This window comes from Amphritea atlantica (assembly GCA_024397875.1).
GTDB lineage: Bacteria > Pseudomonadota > Gammaproteobacteria > Pseudomonadales > Balneatricaceae > Amphritea > Amphritea atlantica_B.
The window spans coordinates 3,989,083-4,007,358 of record CP073344.1 but is presented as its reverse complement, the minus strand read 5'-3'; the positions used below and the strand labels follow the sequence as shown (position 1 = coordinate 4,007,358).

16 protein-coding genes are annotated in these 18,276 nt (G+C 53.1%); 11 read left to right on the top strand and 5 right to left on the bottom strand.

Translation table 11 applies throughout. The annotated features are described in order from the left end of the window. Window positions 1-654, bottom strand: coding sequence for an isoprenoid biosynthesis glyoxalase ElbB (elbB, locus tag KDX31_18470; GenBank protein UTW05451.1), 654 nt, complete (start codon window positions 652-654; stop codon window positions 1-3). Window positions 655-828: 174 nt separating this feature from the next. Here elbB and hemB point away from each other — a divergent pair, with 174 nt between their 5' ends. The 6 genes from hemB (at window position 829) to KDX31_18440 (ending at window position 7,544) form a co-directional block, all read left to right on the top strand. Then, a complete protein-coding gene (gene hemB, locus KDX31_18465) occupies window positions 829-1,839 on the top strand; it encodes a porphobilinogen synthase (GenBank protein UTW03276.1) in 1,011 nt (336 codons plus the stop codon). Between the two features lie 53 nt (window positions 1,840-1,892). Then, complete coding sequence (gene ppk1, locus KDX31_18460; GenBank protein ID UTW03275.1) at window positions 1,893-4,121, top strand: polyphosphate kinase 1; 2,229 nt, start codon at window positions 1,893-1,895, stop codon at window positions 4,119-4,121. A gap of 307 nt (window positions 4,122-4,428) precedes the next feature. Beyond that, window positions 4,429-5,202, top strand: a complete 774-nt coding sequence (locus tag KDX31_18455) for an ATP-binding cassette domain-containing protein (GenBank protein ID UTW03274.1) — start codon at window positions 4,429-4,431, stop codon at window positions 5,200-5,202. 73 nt (window positions 5,203-5,275) lie between these two features. Then, window positions 5,276-6,034: an ABC transporter substrate-binding protein gene (locus tag KDX31_18450; protein ID UTW05450.1), complete on the top strand. Its 759-nt coding sequence runs from the start codon at window positions 5,276-5,278 to the stop codon at window positions 6,032-6,034. A gap of 68 nt (window positions 6,035-6,102) precedes the next feature. After that, the gene (locus KDX31_18445) at window positions 6,103-6,795 is read left to right on the top strand and encodes an ABC transporter permease (protein ID UTW03273.1); all 693 of its coding nucleotides are present in this window, start codon (window positions 6,103-6,105) and stop codon (window positions 6,793-6,795) included. Beyond that, window positions 6,792-7,544, top strand: coding sequence for an ABC transporter permease (locus tag KDX31_18440; GenBank protein UTW03272.1), 753 nt, complete (start codon window positions 6,792-6,794; stop codon window positions 7,542-7,544). Before KDX31_18445 ends, KDX31_18440 begins: the two co-directional genes overlap by 4 nt. A gap of 21 nt (window positions 7,545-7,565) precedes the next feature. Here the strand turns inward: KDX31_18440 and KDX31_18435 are convergent, their stop codons facing one another. Beyond that, window positions 7,566-8,429: an SDR family oxidoreductase gene (locus KDX31_18435; GenBank protein ID UTW03271.1), complete on the bottom strand. Its 864-nt coding sequence runs from the start codon at window positions 8,427-8,429 to the stop codon at window positions 7,566-7,568. A 53-nt stretch (window positions 8,430-8,482) separates the two neighbouring features. On the opposite strand from KDX31_18435, the gene KDX31_18430 reads away from it, so the two are divergent. The 4 genes from KDX31_18430 (at window position 8,483) to KDX31_18415 (ending at window position 13,039) form a co-directional block, all read left to right on the top strand. Beyond that, window positions 8,483-9,391 carry a hydrogen peroxide-inducible genes activator gene (locus KDX31_18430; protein UTW03270.1) on the top strand — a complete coding sequence of 303 codons (909 nt, stop codon included), beginning with the start codon at window positions 8,483-8,485 and terminating at the stop codon, window positions 9,389-9,391. A gap of 1 nt (window position 9,392) precedes the next feature. After that, complete coding sequence (recG, locus tag KDX31_18425) at window positions 9,393-11,474, top strand: ATP-dependent DNA helicase RecG (protein ID UTW03269.1); 2,082 nt, start codon at window positions 9,393-9,395, stop codon at window positions 11,472-11,474. A 63-nt stretch (window positions 11,475-11,537) separates the two neighbouring features. Then, a complete protein-coding gene (locus KDX31_18420) occupies window positions 11,538-12,506 on the top strand; it encodes a succinylglutamate desuccinylase/aspartoacylase family protein (GenBank protein ID UTW03268.1) in 969 nt (322 codons plus the stop codon). 20 nt (window positions 12,507-12,526) lie between these two features. Next, window positions 12,527-13,039, top strand: a complete 513-nt coding sequence (locus KDX31_18415; GenBank protein UTW03267.1) for a DUF501 domain-containing protein — start codon at window positions 12,527-12,529, stop codon at window positions 13,037-13,039. A 65-nt stretch (window positions 13,040-13,104) separates the two neighbouring features. Here KDX31_18415 and KDX31_18410 read toward each other — a convergent pair whose 3' ends face one another. After that, window positions 13,105-13,353, bottom strand: coding sequence for a YfhL family 4Fe-4S dicluster ferredoxin (locus KDX31_18410; GenBank protein UTW03266.1), 249 nt, complete (start codon window positions 13,351-13,353; stop codon window positions 13,105-13,107). Between the two features lie 35 nt (window positions 13,354-13,388). Then, entirely contained in the window at window positions 13,389-13,868 is a 480-nt protein-coding gene (gene coaD, locus KDX31_18405; GenBank protein UTW03265.1) for a pantetheine-phosphate adenylyltransferase, read from the bottom strand. 209 nt (window positions 13,869-14,077) lie between these two features. On the opposite strand from coaD, the gene KDX31_18400 reads away from it, so the two are divergent. Continuing rightward, on the top strand, window positions 14,078-15,316 hold the full coding sequence (locus KDX31_18400) for a M48 family metallopeptidase (protein UTW05449.1): 1,239 nt from the start codon (window positions 14,078-14,080) through the stop codon (window positions 15,314-15,316). Window positions 15,317-15,666: 350 nt separating this feature from the next. On the opposite strand, the gene KDX31_18395 is transcribed toward KDX31_18400, so the two are convergent. Next, complete coding sequence (locus KDX31_18395; GenBank protein UTW03264.1) at window positions 15,667-17,844, bottom strand: S8 family serine peptidase; 2,178 nt, start codon at window positions 17,842-17,844, stop codon at window positions 15,667-15,669. Window positions 17,845-18,276 lie beyond the last annotated feature (432 nt).

Genomic DNA, 18,276 nt, shown 5'->3' with positions numbered 1-18,276 from the left:
TCAGGAAAGTTGCAGCACCTTATCAACAAGTTTGTTAATACCGCTGGCCGCTTCGCTGATGCTGCCAGCTAACATATAAGCGGGCGTTGTTACAATTTTACGGGTCTCGTCGACGATAATGTTACTGCAGTCGCACTCCTGATGCCGGCCACCCATCTCCTCAATAGCCGCGGCAATCGCTTTATCATTGCCGACGGTGCAGGTTGTCCCTTCGCCGAACAGTAGTGGTGTCATTGTCGGTGCGATGCAGATCAGGCCAACCGGTTTCCCCGCCCCGTGAATTGCCCGGGCAAAGTTGATCAGATCCGGGTTAACCACGGCGGCAGCGCCAGCCACAGCGAAATTGCTCAGATTTTTTGCTGCGCCAAAACCTCCCGGGATAATCAGGGCATCATAGTCAGCAGGGTTTGCCTCCGCCAGATTTATAATCTCACCTCGGGCCAGGCGCGCGGCTTCAGTGAGTACATTGCGCTGCTGGTCAGGCATAACATCGCCGCTGCGGTGGTCGATGACATGCATCTGGTCAATGTCTGGTGCCATACACTGATAGCCGGCACCGCCCTGTTCAATCGCCAGCAGCGTCAAAACGGACTCATAAATTTCGGAACCATCGTAAACACCGCATCCTGATAATATCACTGCAACTTTCTTCATCATCTGTACTCCCCTGTGTGTGAAGGCCGGAATCTGTCAGCAAAAACCTGCCAGCATTAACAATGCTCTTCATCACCAAGTATAGTGCTTTATATATAGTCGTTACCAAGTTGCTTCTGTCATAATAACGTAACTGTTTTCTGGTCAAATAGCCGCTCCTGGAGGAAGATTTCCGTGTCATTTACAAATAGTCAGCGTTTTTTCCCTGAAACCCGTATGCGTCGTATGCGGGCCGATGATTTTTCCCGTCGTCTGATGCGTGAAAACGTGCTGACGCCTGATGATCTGATCTATCCGGTGTTTGTTATTGAGGGGGAGAATCAGCGTGAAGCGGTGCCTTCAATGCCGGGCGTTGAACGAATGAGCATCGACCTTCTGGTCAGGGAAGCCCGCGAGCTGGTGTCTCTAGGCGTACCTGCCATCGCCCTGTTCCCGGTGACACCGCTGAGTGTCAAAACCGAACTGGCGGAAGAAGCTTACAATCCTGATGGTCTGGCACAGCGCGCCGTTAAGGCCCTCAAAGATGCCTGCCCTGAGCTGGGCGTTATTACCGATGTGGCCCTGGACCCGTTCACCACCCATGGACAGGATGGCATTATTGATGCCAGCGGCTATGTTTTAAATGATCGCACTGTGGATACGCTGGTGCGGCAGGCGCTGTCCCATGCAGAAGCCGGTGCTGATATTGTCGCGCCAAGCGATATGATGGATGGACGTATCGGTTCGATCCGTGAAGAGCTGGAAATCAACTCCCATGTGAATACACGGATTATGGCGTACTCTGCTAAGTATGCGAGTGCTTACTATGGGCCTTTCCGCGATGCGGTAGGTTCGGCCGGAAATCTGGGTAAGGGGAATAAGTTTAATTATCAGATGGACCCTGCTAACAGTGATGAGGCGCTGCACGAGGTTGCACTGGATCTGGCAGAGGGCGCCGATATGGTGATGGTCAAACCGGGTATGCCCTATCTGGATATTGTCCGTCGTGTTAAACATGAACTGAAAGTCCCTACTTTCGTTTATCAGGTCAGCGGTGAGTATGCGATGCACATGGCTGCATTTCAGAACGGCTGGCTGGATGAGCGCAGTGTGATGATGGAATCTCTGACCTGTATTAAACGGGCCGGCTGTGATGGCATTCTGACCTATTTTGCCAAGCGGGCTGCGCAGTTGCTGAATGAGTGACATTTAGTCATTGCAGGGATGATGAAAACAAAAAGTGGTTGAAGGGTGCAGTAATGACAGAGCAGATTAAGGAACAGGTATTAGCCCAGGTTGCTGACGCGGGTGTTGAGGGAACTGGCCCGGAGCAGGTCGCTGAACTGGAAGCCGTGCATGCCGATGCGTCAAACGAAGCATCTATTGCTCTGGTTGAAAGCCGCGAAGCGATTGCCGTCACTGAACCGGTTGAAGAGCTGCCGCTGGATCTGAAGGCTTCGGAACTCTATATCAACCGCGAGCTGAGTCATTTGCAGTTTAATATCCGGGTGCTGGAACAGGCCCTGGATGAGACGCATCCGCTGATGGAACGGCTGATGTTTCTGCTGATATTTTCCAGTAACCTGGATGAGTTTTTTGAGATTCGGGTCGCCGAACTGATGTCTCAGCTAAAGTATGGCCGGGAGTCAGTCGGTCCCGATGCGATGCACCCTCAGGCGGTGATGAACCGGATTGGCGAGATTTGCAGTACCCAGGTAGAACGGCAGTATAAAATTCTCAACGAAACCATCTTTCCGCAGCTGAAAAATGCAAATATCCATTTTCAGCGACGCCGGGACTGGACCGATGAGCAGAAGGAGTGGATCCGGGTCTTTTTCGAAGAGAAGGTTCAGCCGGTTGTCAGCCCCATCGGTCTGGATCCGTCCCACCCGTTTCCTCGCCTGGTTAATAAAAGCCTAAACTTTATCGTTGAACTGGACGGCAAAGACGCCTTTGGCCGGGAAAGTGGTCTGGCGATTATCCCTGCGCCCCGCTCTCTGCCGCGGCTGATCCGTCTGCCGGATAATCTCTGTGATGGCGGCGATAACCTGATCTTTCTCTCCTCCATCATTCACGAGTTTGCCGATGAGATGTTCCCGGGCATGAAGGTTGAAGGGTGTTACCAGTTCCGTATCACCCGTAATGCCGACCTTACCTTTGATTCAGAGGAAGTTGAAGATCTGGCCCGCACCCTACGGGGTGAGCTGCACTCGCGTAAATATGGTGATGCAGTACGCCTTGAGGTGGATCAGCGTACCCCGGAAAACCTGATCCGTTTTCTGTTGCGTGAGTTCAGCCTGGATGAAGCCCACACCTACCGAGTCGATGGTCCGGTGAACCTCACCCGAATGATGGCGCTGCGAGACCTGGTTGATTGCAAACATCTGTGCTGGAAACCCTTTACGCCGGGAATGTCTGGCAGATATAAGCATAAAAACATCTTTGAAGTGTTGCGTCAGAAAGATGAGCTGTTACATCACCCGTTTCAGTCGTTTTCACCGGTGGTTGATCTGCTGCGTCAGGCCGCTAAAGATCCTAAGGTGTTGGCAATTAAGCAGACCCTGTACCGTACCGGTGTGAACTCCGATATTGTTGATGCACTTGTTGATTCTGCCCGAAGCGGTAAAGAGGTGACCGTCGTTATCGAACTGCGGGCCCGTTTTGATGAGGAATCGAACCTGCAACTGGCCGGACGTTTGCAGGAAGCCGGGGCGCTGGTGGTCTATGGTGTGGTTGATTTCAAAACCCACGCGAAAATGATGCTTATTGTCCGTCGCGAAGAGGGTAAACTGGTTCGCTACGCTCATCTGGGTACCGGTAACTACCATTCGGGAACAGCACGGCTCTATACCGATTACAGCTATATGACCAGCGATGCTGATGTCGGTGAAGATGTGCACAAAATCTTCCAGCAACTGACCGGTATGGGCAAAATCCTGCGGTTGAAAAAACTGCATAATGCGCCGTTCACGCTGCACTCACGCATGATTGAGATGATAGAGCGTGAAGCAAAGCATGGGAAACATGGACACATTATCGTCAAAATTAATGGCCTGACCGAGCCTCAGCTGATTCGTGCACTCTATCAGGCATCGCAGAAAGGGGTGAAGATAGAGCTGATTGTCCGTGGTATGTGTCGTCTGCGTCCGGGTATCGAGGGAATTTCCGAGAATATTTCCGTACGCTCTATTATTGGTCGCTTCCTGGAGCATACCCGGGTCTATTATTTTGGCAATAAAGGTAAGCCCGAAGTGCTCTGTTCCAGTGCTGACTGGATGGAGCGCAATATGCTGAACCGTGTTGAAACCGGATTTCCGCTGACTGGAAAACTGGCGGAGCGGGTTAAGTCCGATCTGGATCTTTATCTGGCCGACAACAGCCGTAGCTGGATGCTGCATTCCGATGGCAGTTACACACTCAATAAGCCGGGGGAGGGCGAAGAGCTGATCAGCGCTCAGGAAACTCTGCTGAGTCAGTTTGGTAGCTGATGGTCAGCGTTTAGTCAGGCACAAGCGCTTTTACAGCGCCCTCTTCAGGGAGATTTTCTGATCTCCCGCGTCACACAGAGTCCTCAGTAATGGGGACTCAGTTTTTTCTCAGCTCTATTTTTGTTTGCTTCCGCGTCTTTTTTGTGGACAATTGTCTGATTCAATTAAGTTTCTGATAGGAAACCTTTGTGATAGCGGCAGTCGATCCTGCTTACTCTCTCTAGCAATCAGTTGACGAGTTGAGTGCTATCCTTCACTTTATTAACCGTTACCCGCGGAACAATAAATACCAGACGGAAGCCTGATCATGGCGAATGCCCCAACAGCCCTGGTGCTGAAAGATATTCATAAATCCTACGGTGATCTTGCTGTGCTGAAAGGGGTCTCCCTGACCGCTTATGATGGTGATGTTATCTCTATTCTGGGTTCCAGTGGCTCAGGTAAAAGTACCCTGCTTCGCTGTATTAATCTGCTGGAAAACCCCAGCCGGGGAGAGATTACCGTTGGGGATGAAAGCCTCGACTTGAAACCCGCAAAAGATGGCAATCTGGTCGCCGCAAACCGCAAGCAGCTGGAACGGATGCGCTCGCGTATCGGTTTTGTTTTTCAGAACTTTAATCTATGGCCCCATAAAACCATTCTGGAAAATATTATTGAAGCGCCGATTCAGGTGCTGAAGCAGCCCAAAGCTGAAGCGATCACCCGGGCTGAGCAGCTGCTTGAAAAAGTCGGTCTGGCGGATAAGCGAAATGCCTACCCGGATAACCTCTCTGGCGGTCAGAAACAGCGGGTAGCGATTGCGCGGACGCTGGCGATGGATCCGCAGGTGCTGTTGTTTGATGAACCAACTTCCGCGCTCGACCCGGAGCTGGTGAACGAGGTGCTGGCGGTAATGAAAGAGCTGGCAGAAGAGGGGCGCACGATGCTGATTGTTACCCATGAAATGCGCTTTGCCAAAGATGTCTCCAGCCAGGTGATTTTTCTGCACCAGGGGCAGATCGAAGAGATGGGGCCGCCGGATCAGGTGTTTAATCACCCGAAGTCAAAGCGGGTACAGGAGTTTATGGCCAGTCATCGTTGAGCTTTTGCTCAGTGACAGGTTCTGAAAGCGTAATTTTTACTGAAACAATGCAATGTTTGAAGGGAAAAAGATGATGAATATACGTAAAGTGTTTGCCACAGCCGCCCTTATTGCCGGCGGTCTGCTGACCGCTCAGATGGCAACTGCGGGGGATAAGATCCGCATCGCCACTGAGGGCGCCTACGCACCGTTTAATATGGTTGACTCAAACGGTGAGCTGATCGGCTTTGATGTTGAAATTGCCAAAGCGCTCTGCGCCCAGATGCAGGCCGACTGTGAAATCGTCGCACAGGACTGGGACGGAATAATTCCGGGCCTGCGGGCGCGTAAATACGATGCCATTGTTGCCTCTATGTCGATCACCGAGGAGCGGATGCGGGTAGTCGATTTCTCTGAAAAGTATTACTCCAATGTACTGGCGTTTGTAACCCCGGAAGGCAGTGATGTTGTGGTCACTAAAGAAGGTCTTGAAGGCAAGACTGTCGGTGCTCAGCGGGCTACTATTGCGGGTCAGTATCTGGAGGATAATCTGGGTGATGTGGTTAATGTGAAACTCTATGACACCCAGGATAACGCTTATCTGGATCTGTCGACCGGCCGTCTGGATGCCCTGCTGTCGGATAAGTTCCCGGCCTATGACTGGTTGCGCTCTGATGATGGTCAGGGTTTTGCGTTCAACGGCGAAGATATCGATATCAACGATGAGATCGGTATTGCGGTACGCAAGGGTGACGCGCTGAAAGATAAGTTCAGTGCCGCGATTAAGGCGATTGTTGCCGATGGCACCTACGCTAAGATCAACGAGAAATATTTCCCGTTTTCGATCTATTAAGTGGCTGTCAGACTATCGTATTTATAACCGGGGCCGGCTCTGACCGGCCCGTTTTTTAGGCGAATTTCATGGACTTGCAAGGCTTTGGCCATCTGCTGTTATCCGGAACCTGGGTTACCATCCAGCTGGCCCTGTCCAGTTTGCTGGTGGGGCTGGTTTTTGGGTTGACCGGTGCGGCGGCTAAGCTGTCAAAAAATCCCATCGCCCGCTGGCTGGCGACAGGCTATACCACCCTTGTACGGGGTCTGCCTGAGCTGTTGCTGGTATTAACGATCTATTTTGGCGGCTCCCAGTTGCTGATGTGGATTGCCGGAAGTTTTGGCTATACCGAGTATATCGAAATCGGGCCTTTTGTTGCCGGGGTTGCGGCGTTATCAATTGCTTTCGGCGCCTACGCTACAGAGGTGTTCCGCATGGCGATGATGGAGATTCCGCAAGGCCAGTGGGAGTCAGGACTGGCCTGTGGTATGAGCCGCTCACGGACCTTTTTCCGCATTATCCTGCCGCAGGTCTGGCGTCTGGCGATTCCCGGCCTGGGGAATCTGTTTCAGGTGTTACTCAAGGATACCGCACTGGTTTCAGTGGTTGGCCTGAACGATATTATGCGTCAGTCCCAGGTGGCCATCAGCTCCACCAAAGAGCCGTTTACTTTCTTCATGGTGGCGGCCTGCATCTATCTGTTACTGACCGCCGCGACCACAGGGTTTACCATGTTTATGGAACGGGCTGCTAATCCGGCTGCCAGGGGAGATCGCGGATGACCTGGGAATGGGATGTTATCTGGAAATATTTTCCCCGCTTACTGGAAGGTGCCTGGCTGACCATGGAGCTGGTGTTGATCTCCGGTCTGATCGGTATCGCTCTGGCGATACCACTGTCACTGATGCGGGCCTCAAAGCGGCCGTGGATCAAAGCGCTGCCGTTTGCCTATATCTATTTTTTCCGCGGCACCCCGCTGCTGGTCCAGATTTTTCTGGTTTACTACGGCGCGTCTCAGTTTGAAGCGGTGCGGGAGTCGTTTCTCTGGCCGATGCTTAAGCAGCCTTATTGGTGTGCCATTATCGCCTTCAGTCTGAACACCGCAGCTTACAGTGCTGAACTGTTTCGCAGTGCCATTCAGGCGATTCCTACCGGTGAGGTTGAAGCGGCTGAAGCGATGGGCATGAGTAAGGCGATTCAGATTCGCCGGATCATTATGCCCCGGGCGTTTGGTATTGCGCTGCCGGCTTATGGCAACGAGGTGATCCTGATGCTCAAGGGCAGTGCCCTGGCGAGTACCATCACCCTGCTCGATCTGACGGGTATGGCGCGCACTATTATCGCCCGCACCTATACCCCGCTGGAGATGTTTCTTGCCGCCGGTGTTGTCTACCTGGCGATCAGTGCGCTGATCATTGCCCTGTTCCGTTTTATGGAATACCGCTTTAACCGCTATCAGTATTACCACCATACCGAGACTCCGGCAGATCTGGATCCGCTGCTGCGGGATCCCCATATCGATCAGAAGTAAGCAGATGCTGACCTCAGACGGTCAGTTTTTAAACTCATCTATCAGTTGTGGATATCCGGCGCGGTAGTTCGGGTATTTGAAGCGGTAACCGCTCTGTTTCAGCAGGGCGTTACTGCAGCGCTTACTGCCAATGGTTCTGCGTGCAGACCTCTCGGTTATCGTTACCTCCAGCTGTTCTGCCAGCCAGTCTCCCACCTCATGGAGCGGTGTTGGCTGATCATCACTGGCCAGATAGACCGGCTCCAGTGTCTGATGCTGTGACAACCGCCAGAGATGTAGCAGCGTGCCAACGCAATCATCCCGGTGAATCCGGTTGCTGTAGCGCGGCGGCTCAGAGGGGTAGCCGATACCCCGGCTGATCTGTGTCAGCATATAGTTGCGTCCGGGGCCGTAGATGCCACTGAAACGCACGACGGTCGCAGGGATGCTGCTTTGCAGAGCGATCTGCTCCGCCTCCAGCATAATCCTGCCCGAAAAGTTATCCGGCTCAGTAGCGCTGCGCTCATCGACCCATTCGTCACTGTGCTGGTGATAGACGGCGGTGCTGGAGATAAAGAACAGCTGGCGGGGGTGGATGCTCTGTTGTTGCAATGCCAGCAGCAGGTTTTGCAGGCCACCCGGGTAAGCCTGCCGGTACACCGATTCATCCCGGGAACCGGCCGCCACCACATAGAAAAGCGTGTCCAGTTGTTGCGGCAGGTTAATAAGCGTGTCAGGCTGACTCAGATCAGCTGCAATTCCTTGGATACCCGGGGGCAGCTGGTTTATATTACGTCGAAGGCCAAATACCTGGTGTCCTTCGGCAGCCAGGCTCAGTCCCAGCTGACTGCCGACATCACCGCAACCGGCGATTAGAATCTGGTCTCTGTTTAACTTATGCTTCAAAGTACTTACCCTGTTTCAGGTTGAGTCAGTATCATAACAAAGGAAAGCCCCGAATGACTCTTACTGAGTTACGTTACATCGTTACCCTGGCCCAGGAACAACATTTCGGACGCGCTGCTGAGCGCTGTTTTGTCAGTCAGCCAACCCTGAGTATCGCTGTTAAAAAACTCGAGGATGAGTTGGGTACTGCGCTGTTTGAACGCAGTAAACATGCGGTTCGGGTAACGCCGGTAGGTCAGAAAGTGGTGCGTCAGGCGCAGACCGTACTGGAACAGGCGGAATCGATTAAGGATCTTGCTCAGGAGGGCAAAGACCAACTGGCCAGTCCCCTGCGGGTAGGTGCTATCTATACGATTGGTCCCTATCTGTTTCCTCAGCTGGTGCCGGAACTGCAGAAACGGGCGCCGAAGATGCCGCTCTATATCGAAGAGAATTTTACCGAAAATCTGCGTCCTAAGATTCGCAATGGCGAGCTGGATGCAATCATCGTTGCCCTGCCATTCGACGAGCCGGATATTCTCACCCGGCCACTCTACGATGAACCGTTTATGATGTTGCTGCCTAAGGACCACCCGTTGGCGGGCCGGGACCAGATTGATAGTCAGACGTTGCATGAGCAGGATCTGTTACTGTTGGGAGAGGGCCACTGCTTCCGTGATCAGGTGCTGGAAGCCTGCCCAACTCTTTCAAGTAACGCTGCGGATAAGCACACCATTACCGAAGGCAGTTCCCTTGAAACGATCCGTATGATGGTGGCCTCCGGGCTGGGTGCCAGTGTCATCCCCCGATCGGCCACGGGTGGCTATTATCAGTCTGATATGGTGGTAACCAAACCGTTCAAATCACCGGCTCCGGTACGTTCTGTGGGGCTCGCCTGGCGTGCAAGTTTTCCCCGTCCAGAGGCAATAGATCTGTTGATTGAAGCGCTGAACAGTTGCCCTGTAGCGGATATGAACGACTGATATGAACGAGTGTCCCCTCGTGCAACGCCCGGTTACCGAGCTGAAAGGGGTCGGCGCCGCGCTGCAGCAGAAACTGGAAAAGCTGGATATCCATAACCTGCAGGATCTGCTGTTTCATCTGCCGTTGCGTTATCAGGACCGTACCCGGATCATGCCGATTGGCAGCCTTCGCCCCGGTGATGAGGGCGTGATTGAGGGCGAGGTTAAAGGCGCCGATATCGCCATGGGCCGCCGTCGCAGTCTGGTGTGCCGGTTGCAGGATGGCACCGGCACGATCACGCTGCGTTTTTTTCACTTCTCTGCGGCCCAGAAAAATAACCTCAAAACCGGTACCCGGATCCGTTGTTTCGGTGAGGTGCGCACCGGTGCCAGCGGACTGGAAATCTATCACCCTGAGTATCGCCGGGTGGATGATACGGTGATCACCCCGGTGGAGGAGTCGCTGACGCCGATCTACCCCACCACCGAGGGACTGAATCAGGCCCGCTTGCGGGCGCTGACGGATGGCGCTCTGGCGTATCTGGAGAAGGGTTCGCTGACCGAGCTGATTCCGGAACAGCTGCGTCAGCAGTGGCGCTTACCACCCCTTAATGATGCGGTCAGTTTTCTGCACCGGCCCCCCGTGGATGCAGATCAGGAACAGTTGCTGGACGGTTACCACCCGGCGCAGCGGCGGCTGGCGTTTGAAGAACTGCTGGCGCACCATCTGTCGCTGTTGAAACTGCGTCAGCGCGCCCGTCAGTCAGGGGCTCCGCCACTTGTGGCAAATGGCGGTTACCGGGATCGTTTTCTGCAACAGCTGCCCTTCCCGCTTACCGGCGCACAGCAGCGGGTCAGTCAGGAGATATCTGCCGACCTCTGTCAGCCTTATCCGATGTTGCGCCTGGTGCAGGGCGATGTTGGTTCAGGAAAAACCGTGGTTGCTGCGCTGGCTGCACTACAGGCGGTTGAGGGGGGCTATCAGGCGGCCGTGATGGCACCGACCGAGATTCTGGCGGAGCAGCACTTTATCAACTTCAGCAGCTGGCTGGAGCCGTTAGGGCTTAAGGTCGCCTGGCTGGCGGGAAAGCTGAAAGGTAAAAAGCGGCAGACACAGCTTGAAGTCATCGGGGACGGTTCGGCGCAGGTGGTGGTGGGTACCCATGCGCTGTTTCAGGATGAAGTTCGTTTTGCGAACCTCGGGCTGGTGGTGGTCGATGAACAGCATCGTTTTGGTGTCCATCAGCGTCTGGCGCTACGGGAGAAGGGCCGTAGTGATCACCGCGCCCCCCATCAGCTGATAATGACCGCCACCCCGATTCCCCGGACACTGACAATGAGTGCGTATGCGGATCTGGATTGTTCCATCATCGATGAGCTGCCGCCCGGACGAACGCCGGTCAATACGGTGGTTATTTCGGATCAGCGCCGCGCAGACGTGGTTCAGCGGGTCCAGGATGCCTGCCATCAGGGACGCCAGATCTACTGGGTCTGTACCCTGATTGAAGAATCAGAGGCACTGCAGTGTCAGGCGGCTGAGGTGACTGCAGAAGAACTGCATGAGGCGTTGCCAGAGCTGCGTATAGGCCTGATTCACGGGCGCATGAAGCCCGCAGAGAAAGCTGAGATTATGGCCCGCTATAAAGCCGCAGAACTGGATCTGCTGGTGGCCACCACCGTGATAGAGGTGGGGGTGGATGTGCCCAACGCCTCGGTTATGATTATCGAAAACCCGGAGCGTCTGGGGCTGGCGCAGCTGCATCAGCTGAGAGGACGTGTGGGGCGGGGATCGGTCGAGAGTTTCTGTCTGCTGATGTATCATGCACCGCTTTCACAGCAGAGCCGCGAGCGTCTGGCGGTCATGCGCGAAACCACCGATGGTTTCCGTATTGCTGAAAAAGACCTGGAGCTGCGCGGCCCGGGGGAGGTGCTGGGCACCCGTCAGACCGGTATGATGTCATTTAAAGTAGCCGACCTGCAGCGGGATGCTGATCTGCTGACCCGGGTTAAGCAGGTTGCCAGCCAGGTTGCCTCTGACCCGCAACTCAGCGATGCGATTATTCAGCGCTGGCTGGGGCGGGATGAGCAATACGCAGTGGTCTGAATCCCGCTTGAGTCTGGCAGCTGTCTGAGAAAACACCTTAACACTTTATTGTAAGAGTCCTATATGTCTGTACCACCATGCCGGTTCTCCATTGCTGAGTCTGACGCCCCTATCGAGCTGTTACCCCGGGATCTGAGCGCCTGGCAGCAGGGTAACTGCGGCGTTGATTATGTGCATCGGCTCGACTCAGGGCTGGAGGGGCCGGAACTGGTGATCCAGGCGCTGACCCACGGCAATGAGATCTGTGGTGCAAATGCCCTGCTATGGCTGCTGGAAAACAATATTTATCCCCTTAAAGGGGCCGTCACGCTGATCTTTGCCAATGTAGAAGCGTACAAAACCTTCGATCCTCAGCGGCCGTTTGCCAGCCGCTGTCTCGATGAGGACATGAACCGGGTCTGGTTGCCTTCGCGGCTGACCTGCCCGGACACTCATGAAGCCCATAGGGCGGTAGCGCTGCTTCCCTTCGTTGAAAATGCTGACAGTTTACTCGACCTGCACTCCACCACTTTTGCCGTCGCGCCGATGCTGATCTATCCACAAAACAGCGGTAACCGGCTTTTTGCCGACCGGCTAAGCTTTCCTTTTCCGCATCTGCTTTATGATCTCGGCAGTTACCACACCGGCATTCTGGTATCGGAGCATGAGCGCCATACCGATGGCGGTGTGTCGCTGGTGGCTGAATGTGGTCAGCACTTTGCCAGATCGGCTAGCCAGCAGGCGCTGGCGATTACCCTGCGCTTCATCGCCCTGCACGGTATGCTGGATGAATCTGTCGAGCTGCCTGACTGGGGCTATCAGCCGGATGACAGTGCGGGACATTATCGCATCGACCAGGTACTGCACGCACAGAGTGACAAGTTTCGTTTTGCCGAACCGGTCAGAGGTTTTGAGCAGTACCGCAAAGGGGAGCTGATCGCCACCGATGATCAGGAGCTGATCGCGGCGCCATTTGATAACTGTGCCCTGATTATGCCCGCCAGAGTGCCGGTTATGGGTGAAGAGGTGGCCACCCTTGCTGAACGTTTGTGAAATATTGAACAGGAACATACATGTCCATATCTGAGCAACAACTCCAACTCATCGAACAGCAGCTTGGGCGCACACCCCGGGGACTGGTGGCTATCGCCTGGCAGAATGCACAGGGAATCCCCGCCGTCTTACAGATGCGTTCACTGGTGGATGATCAGCCCTTTCCAACGCTTTACTGGCTGAGTTCTAAAGACCTTTATCAGGCGATAGCTGAGATCGAAACCGGGGGCGAGGTGAAGCGGATCGAGCAACAGATTGAAACCGACGGTGAGCTACGCGCAGCCCATCTGGCGGATCAACAGCGCTATGTGGATCTGCGCTGGCAGATGATGGCGGAGAGCGACCGGCAGCGGATTGCAGCGCTGGGCTTCAGTGAACTGTTTGATAGTTATGGTATTGGTGGTATTCGTCACTGGGAAAAGGTCCGCTGCCTGCATATGCAGTATGCCTATCACCTGGCAGTGGGTGGCACGGCCATTGGCCGGTTATTAGATATCCGTTACGGGCTGGATAAGCTGCAACTGACGCAGTAGCCGCAGGCATATTTCAGTTATAAAAAAAGCAGGCCGAGGCCTGCTTTTTAAGAGACTGTAAACGCTTACTTACCTGTTAGCTTATGGTATTTGTCCATCAGCTGATCTTCATTCTCAACATGATCCGGATCCTTAGGGATACAGTCTACCGGACACACTTCAACACACTGAGGTGTGTCATAGTGACCCACACACTCGGTACATTTTGAAGGGTCGATCTCATAGATCTCATCACCGGGAGCAATCGCCTCGTTAGGGCATTCCGGCTCACATACGTCACAGTTAATGCATTCATCTGTGATAATTAATGCCATTGTGGCTACCTCACTGACTCGTAATTACTTAAAAATTAGCGTCCGAAGTGATCTTTCAGTACCTGATTGACTGACGGATGCACAAATTGTTCTACATCACCCCCCAGACTCGCAATTTCACGTATCAGAGTAGATGAAATAAAGGACAGGTGTTCTGCCGGCGTCAGAAATATACTCTCTGTCTTCGGCGCTAGCTTGCGGTTCATATTGGCGAGCTGAAATTCATACTCAAAATCGGACACAGCACGCAGACCCCGCAGGATAATATTGGCGTTATGTCTGGTAACCAGTTCAGCCAGCAGACAATCAAAGCCAATGACTTCGATATTATCCAGATGCGATGTTACCGTTTCTACCAATCTGACCCGCTCTTCCAGCCGCAGCAACGGTTCTTTATTGGGGCTGGATGCTATGGCCACAACAACCTTATCGAACAGCTTCGAGGCGCGTTCAACCAGATCGGCGTGCCCATTCGTTATTGGGTCAAAAGTACCCGGGTATACTGCAATGTTCATTATGAGTTCACGTTACTCTGCTTGAATGAATATTAGCAAATCCGCAAGGGCGCGATATTAGCTGAATTGCAAGGCTATCACAAATACAATAATGGAATGTATTGATCTTTGGTGGTTATAAGAAGAATTATTTTAATAATGTTATAGAATATGTCTATTGAGATAGGTGAATTAAAGGTGATCGGATGAAAGTAACTCAGCGCTTAATTCTGCTGCTTATTGTGTTCAGTGTCGGCCTATTGAGCGGTTGTCAGACCCTGCAGAATATCGATAAGGGGCTGTATGACGTGGCTGAATCGATAACGGAAACGGACCGGGTAACCGGCCAGCGAACCCTGAGCGCGGCTGACCGGAGTGCTCAGATACGTCAGGGTAATGCGGCGGTTGAACAGTTACTGGCCGATGAGAACACAGCGGGCCGCAGGATAAATGCAGCGCTGGACCGTAAACAGTATCAGCGTCTGGTGCGGATTTTTGACCGGATTCATCGGGTCAGTCATCTGAGTCAGGAGCGCTGGCAACCGGTACTGATCGATCGTGACTCGTTTAATGCCTTTACCACGGGCGGGACCTATATCGTTGTTCACCGGGGGCTGATGCAGCAGCTCGATGATGATGAAGTCGCGGCGGTTGTTGGCCATGAGATTGCCCATACCGTGGCCAATCACGCCGGTGAGCGCCAGACGACACAGCAGATTAGTACGCTGGCATCCAGTGCTGCGCGTAAACAGGGTTATCAGGCCGCTTATACCCATGAACTGGAACGCGAAGCGGATCGTATCGGGGTGTTGTATGCGGCGCTGGCCGGTTTTGATCCCTATGCTGCCACCGGAATCTGGCAACGGCAGTACCGGCAGGAGGGCAACGCCCGCAGCCTGTTTGCCCATGATCACCCGGTGAATGCTGAACGGGCCGCCGAGACCAGAGCGCTGGCGGACCGGGTAAAACCGTACTACCAGGCGGGAAAAATTAACCCCGATGCGGCCGCCCTGCGGGACAATAACAGCCTGTGGCAGAAGCGCGAGAACCGGGATCAGCAGCTGGCCGGTGAGGGGGGCGGTGTTTCCGCTATTCTGTCCACCGCTCTGGGCGCTTATGTGGGCCATCAACAGGCTAAGCAGGAAGCGGTGCGTCAGTCGCAGTATGCTCAGTTTGTTCAGGCGGTGGAAAGCTACATGAAGCTTGAGCAGCAACGGCGGGTCAGTGATGAGAGCTGGACAACCCGCTGGCGCTATTCAGGTAATCTGCCTCTGAAAGGCGTTGTCATGGGCTTTCTCGCCCAGGACAGTGCGGGCAAACTGCATCGATATGTAGCCCATCAACCCGGCATCGTGCGTCCGGGACAACGTTTTGAGCTGGTTTTTAAGACCAGTGATGGCATATCACTGAAACAGCTGGAGCAGATGAAGGCCCGCTACTACGTCGATGATGCTATGCCTGCTAGGTAGAGCGAAGAAGTGGCTAGTTGCTAGAACGTCGCTTCGCGACTGCTAGTGGCTAGTCAGAGCCTCCGTTAGCGCGGAGGTCTGAAGCTGGTTTTGTTGGGGCGAGTCCTTATGGGATGCGTTTTTATTTGCGAGAAGCTTTAGGTCGGTTTTTGACATAACGCCGACCTTTCAGGAATTTTTGCTGTTCTTCAGCAAATGGCACAACGCTGACCTGATACTGAGGAAAGGTTTCCCATCCAGTTGGCCGGGGGACGAATCCCTCCTGGGGGGAATCCATCGCGGTGTGTGAAGCAGGGCGGTCACAGTGCTGACGCCCTTTCTGTTTATCCTAAGGCAATCCTGCCAGTGTTTCAGATATTAACTTCATTCGACGGGCCTGAGTATTCCACATCGGGTTCTGTACCCCTGTAGGCTCTTACCCGATAACGATAACCAAGATCAGTATCGGGATCCAGATCGACGCTCAAGTCAGAAACTCTGACGTATTCAGCATAGTTGCAAGTAACCACTCTGTTTTTGCCTCTGCCACTGGTTATCTCTTCGCAGCGCTCTACGACAAAACCGTCCTCGTTGGCTGAGTCATAGGCCCAGGATAGACTCGCAGCGCTGATAACCTTGTTCTTCCCCTTACCCGTCTTCTGCACATTGGCCACCAGATTGGTCGGTGCAGCAAGCGGTTGCTGAACCGGTTCTGTGACCGTTATGCCGTTGCTCACGTTACTGCTGGCGCCATCATTATCGGTTACGATCAGTGTGACTGTATAGCTACCGGCAGACGTATACGTATGATTCGGATTTGCCTCAGTCGAAGACGTATTATCACCGAACGCCCATGACCATGAATTAATGGAGCCGTCACTGTCACGACTGCTACTGGAATCAAACTGACAATCGGTATGGGTACAAATGTAACTGAAAGACGCAACCGGATCGGCGTTGGCATTTGATGGACCCGCAAGGGCGGCAGCCAGATCAAGGCGTCCGTGGCGAGTCCATTGCAGTAAATCCTGACTTTTGGCGCCGACTTTCGCTGCACTGTTTTCCAGTCGATTTCGTACTGCTTGATTACAGGGTTGACCATTAAACGTACAGTCAGCAGGCGCAAGGGAAGGGCCTTGTCCCAGGGTTTGATAAAGATCACTCCAGACCAGTGCGGCACTACCGGCGACTAAAGGCGCCGCCATGGACGTGCCATTCCACCAATCGACACAACTATCAGAGCCAGGATCTATGCCGCAGAAAGCGTCAGGTTGCAGACCTATAATTGCCTCGCCCGGTGCCGCCATTGCTACCCATGGATCAGCGTTATTGCTATAGGTTGAAAAGCTTGCTTTGTTATCACTGTCGTCTGATGCGGCTACGGATATTACGGTTGATTGCGTATTATCAGGTTGTAGTAAATCGCCATCCGCCACCGTACAGGCTGCCGGGTATACTCTCTCGGTAGAACCGTTGTTGCCCGCCGCTGCGACTACCACGACACCTTGCTGCCAGGCTTCGAGTACTGCGGCACATTCTGCGTTGGATGGAGAGGTCGGTGTAATAGTGCCATCTCCTCCTATAGAGTCACTACCATAGCTCATGGTAATGACATGGTATTGGCTTCTTATCAATTTGCTGTCGGCGTCATACTGATTACTGGCAGCGTTGATAATAGCTTCCGCCGATGCGGATACAGGGCAGAGCCCGGCAACAAAAACATTTACGCCGTCGGTTATTAACTCCGTGTAGCAGACTTTAAATATACCTGCACTGGTATTCCAGCCTACTCCGGCGATACCTTTGCCATTATCGGTATTGGCAATAATCTCACCGGCTGTGAATGTACCGTGCCCCAGGTTGTCGCAGGCCGCTTCAGGATCTTGACATGAATCCCAGGTCGAATTGCCAACCAGATTCACCTGTTCCAGACACTTTCCACTCAACTCCAGACTCATACAGTCGGCGCCACTGTCGAGTACCGCAACTTTGGGAGCATCATAGGAAGTTGGGTCCGTAACGGTTACTCCCTGGTTAATATCCCATCCCTGTGGTGCATTAATATCCGCATCGGCTGTGCCTCGGGTGGTGTTCAGGGTGGGCCCGAATATAGTTTGACGAATATAGCTATGGGGCTGTGCCTCATTATGCAGATACCACTGTTCGGTAAAATAATCCGCTCCCCCGGCAGGGGTCGGACCCTCTTCTTCATCAGGTACGACGAGCAACCGGTAGAAATCCGGTTCGGCATAAAGAACATTAGGGTTAGCCTGGTAAGCGGCCACTTTGGCAGGCACCGATCCGCTTTGTACCTGCACAACCTGAACGCCAATGACGGGAATGGTCTTTAAAACCAATCCTTTAGCGCTACGGTGAGCTTTCCCTATTTCGGATGCGGCAGTTCCTGGCCAGAATTTAACCAGTACTCTGTCGGGGGCAAACCGGGGAATATTCTGGGAACTCAGGTCAGGCGTTTGAGCGTTAGACAGGTTTGCTAAACAAAGGAAGCTTAGCGCGCACAATATTGCAAGAAATCGTTGGCGAGACATTGATAGCCTCCATTTGCTTAAATCAGATTGGCGGAAAATCGGCAGAGCTGTAACCAATGCTTTACAGGTTCAAAACTATGCGAGTACATTTATTTATAGGCCAGTTGTGCAGCGAAGACATTTAGGGGGATGTTGGTCAGCAAGATGCACAGTTAAAGGACATTGTTTTTTTATTCATAAAATCATGGCGTTATAGGGGAATAGTTCTAATTCTTCTACGCACATGATTTTTTTTCTTTTATGCACAGCAAACAGATAATTCTATTCATCTGTTTGATGATGCCGCTAGCGTGGCATCATCAGCGTAAGTTAAATTTTTTTTGTATACATTGACCCACAATTACAAGCGAAGAGACTGTTAAGATTGGTGCGTTTCAGGGGACGCTTGCTCCGATACTGAAAGAAGTTATGTTGATAGACCTTCTCGTCACT

Excerpts from the sequence above, each read along its gene's own strand:
- elbB (UTW05451.1), bottom strand. The coding sequence starts at position 654 with ATGAAGAAAGTTGCAGTGATATTATCAGGATGCGGTGTTTACGATGGT.
- ppk1 (UTW03275.1), top strand. The coding sequence starts at position 1,893 with ATGACAGAGCAGATTAAGGAACAGGTATTAGCCCAGGTTGCTGACGCG.
- KDX31_18455 (UTW03274.1), top strand. The coding sequence starts at position 4,429 with ATGGCGAATGCCCCAACAGCCCTGGTGCTGAAAGATATTCATAAATCC.
- KDX31_18450 (UTW05450.1), top strand. The coding sequence starts at position 5,276 with ATGAATATACGTAAAGTGTTTGCCACAGCCGCCCTTATTGCCGGCGGT.
- KDX31_18445 (UTW03273.1), top strand. The coding sequence starts at position 6,103 with ATGGACTTGCAAGGCTTTGGCCATCTGCTGTTATCCGGAACCTGGGTT.
- KDX31_18440 (UTW03272.1), top strand. The coding sequence starts at position 6,792 with ATGACCTGGGAATGGGATGTTATCTGGAAATATTTTCCCCGCTTACTG.
- KDX31_18430 (UTW03270.1), top strand. The coding sequence starts at position 8,483 with ATGACTCTTACTGAGTTACGTTACATCGTTACCCTGGCCCAGGAACAA.
- recG (UTW03269.1), top strand. The coding sequence starts at position 9,393 with ATGAACGAGTGTCCCCTCGTGCAACGCCCGGTTACCGAGCTGAAAGGG.
- KDX31_18420 (UTW03268.1), top strand. The coding sequence starts at position 11,538 with ATGTCTGTACCACCATGCCGGTTCTCCATTGCTGAGTCTGACGCCCCT.
- KDX31_18415 (UTW03267.1), top strand. The coding sequence starts at position 12,527 with ATGTCCATATCTGAGCAACAACTCCAACTCATCGAACAGCAGCTTGGG.
- KDX31_18410 (UTW03266.1), bottom strand. The coding sequence starts at position 13,353 with ATGGCATTAATTATCACAGATGAATGCATTAACTGTGACGTATGTGAG.
- coaD (UTW03265.1), bottom strand. The coding sequence starts at position 13,868 with ATGAACATTGCAGTATACCCGGGTACTTTTGACCCAATAACGAATGGG.
- KDX31_18395 (UTW03264.1), bottom strand. The coding sequence starts at position 17,844 with ATGTCTCGCCAACGATTTCTTGCAATATTGTGCGCGCTAAGCTTCCTT.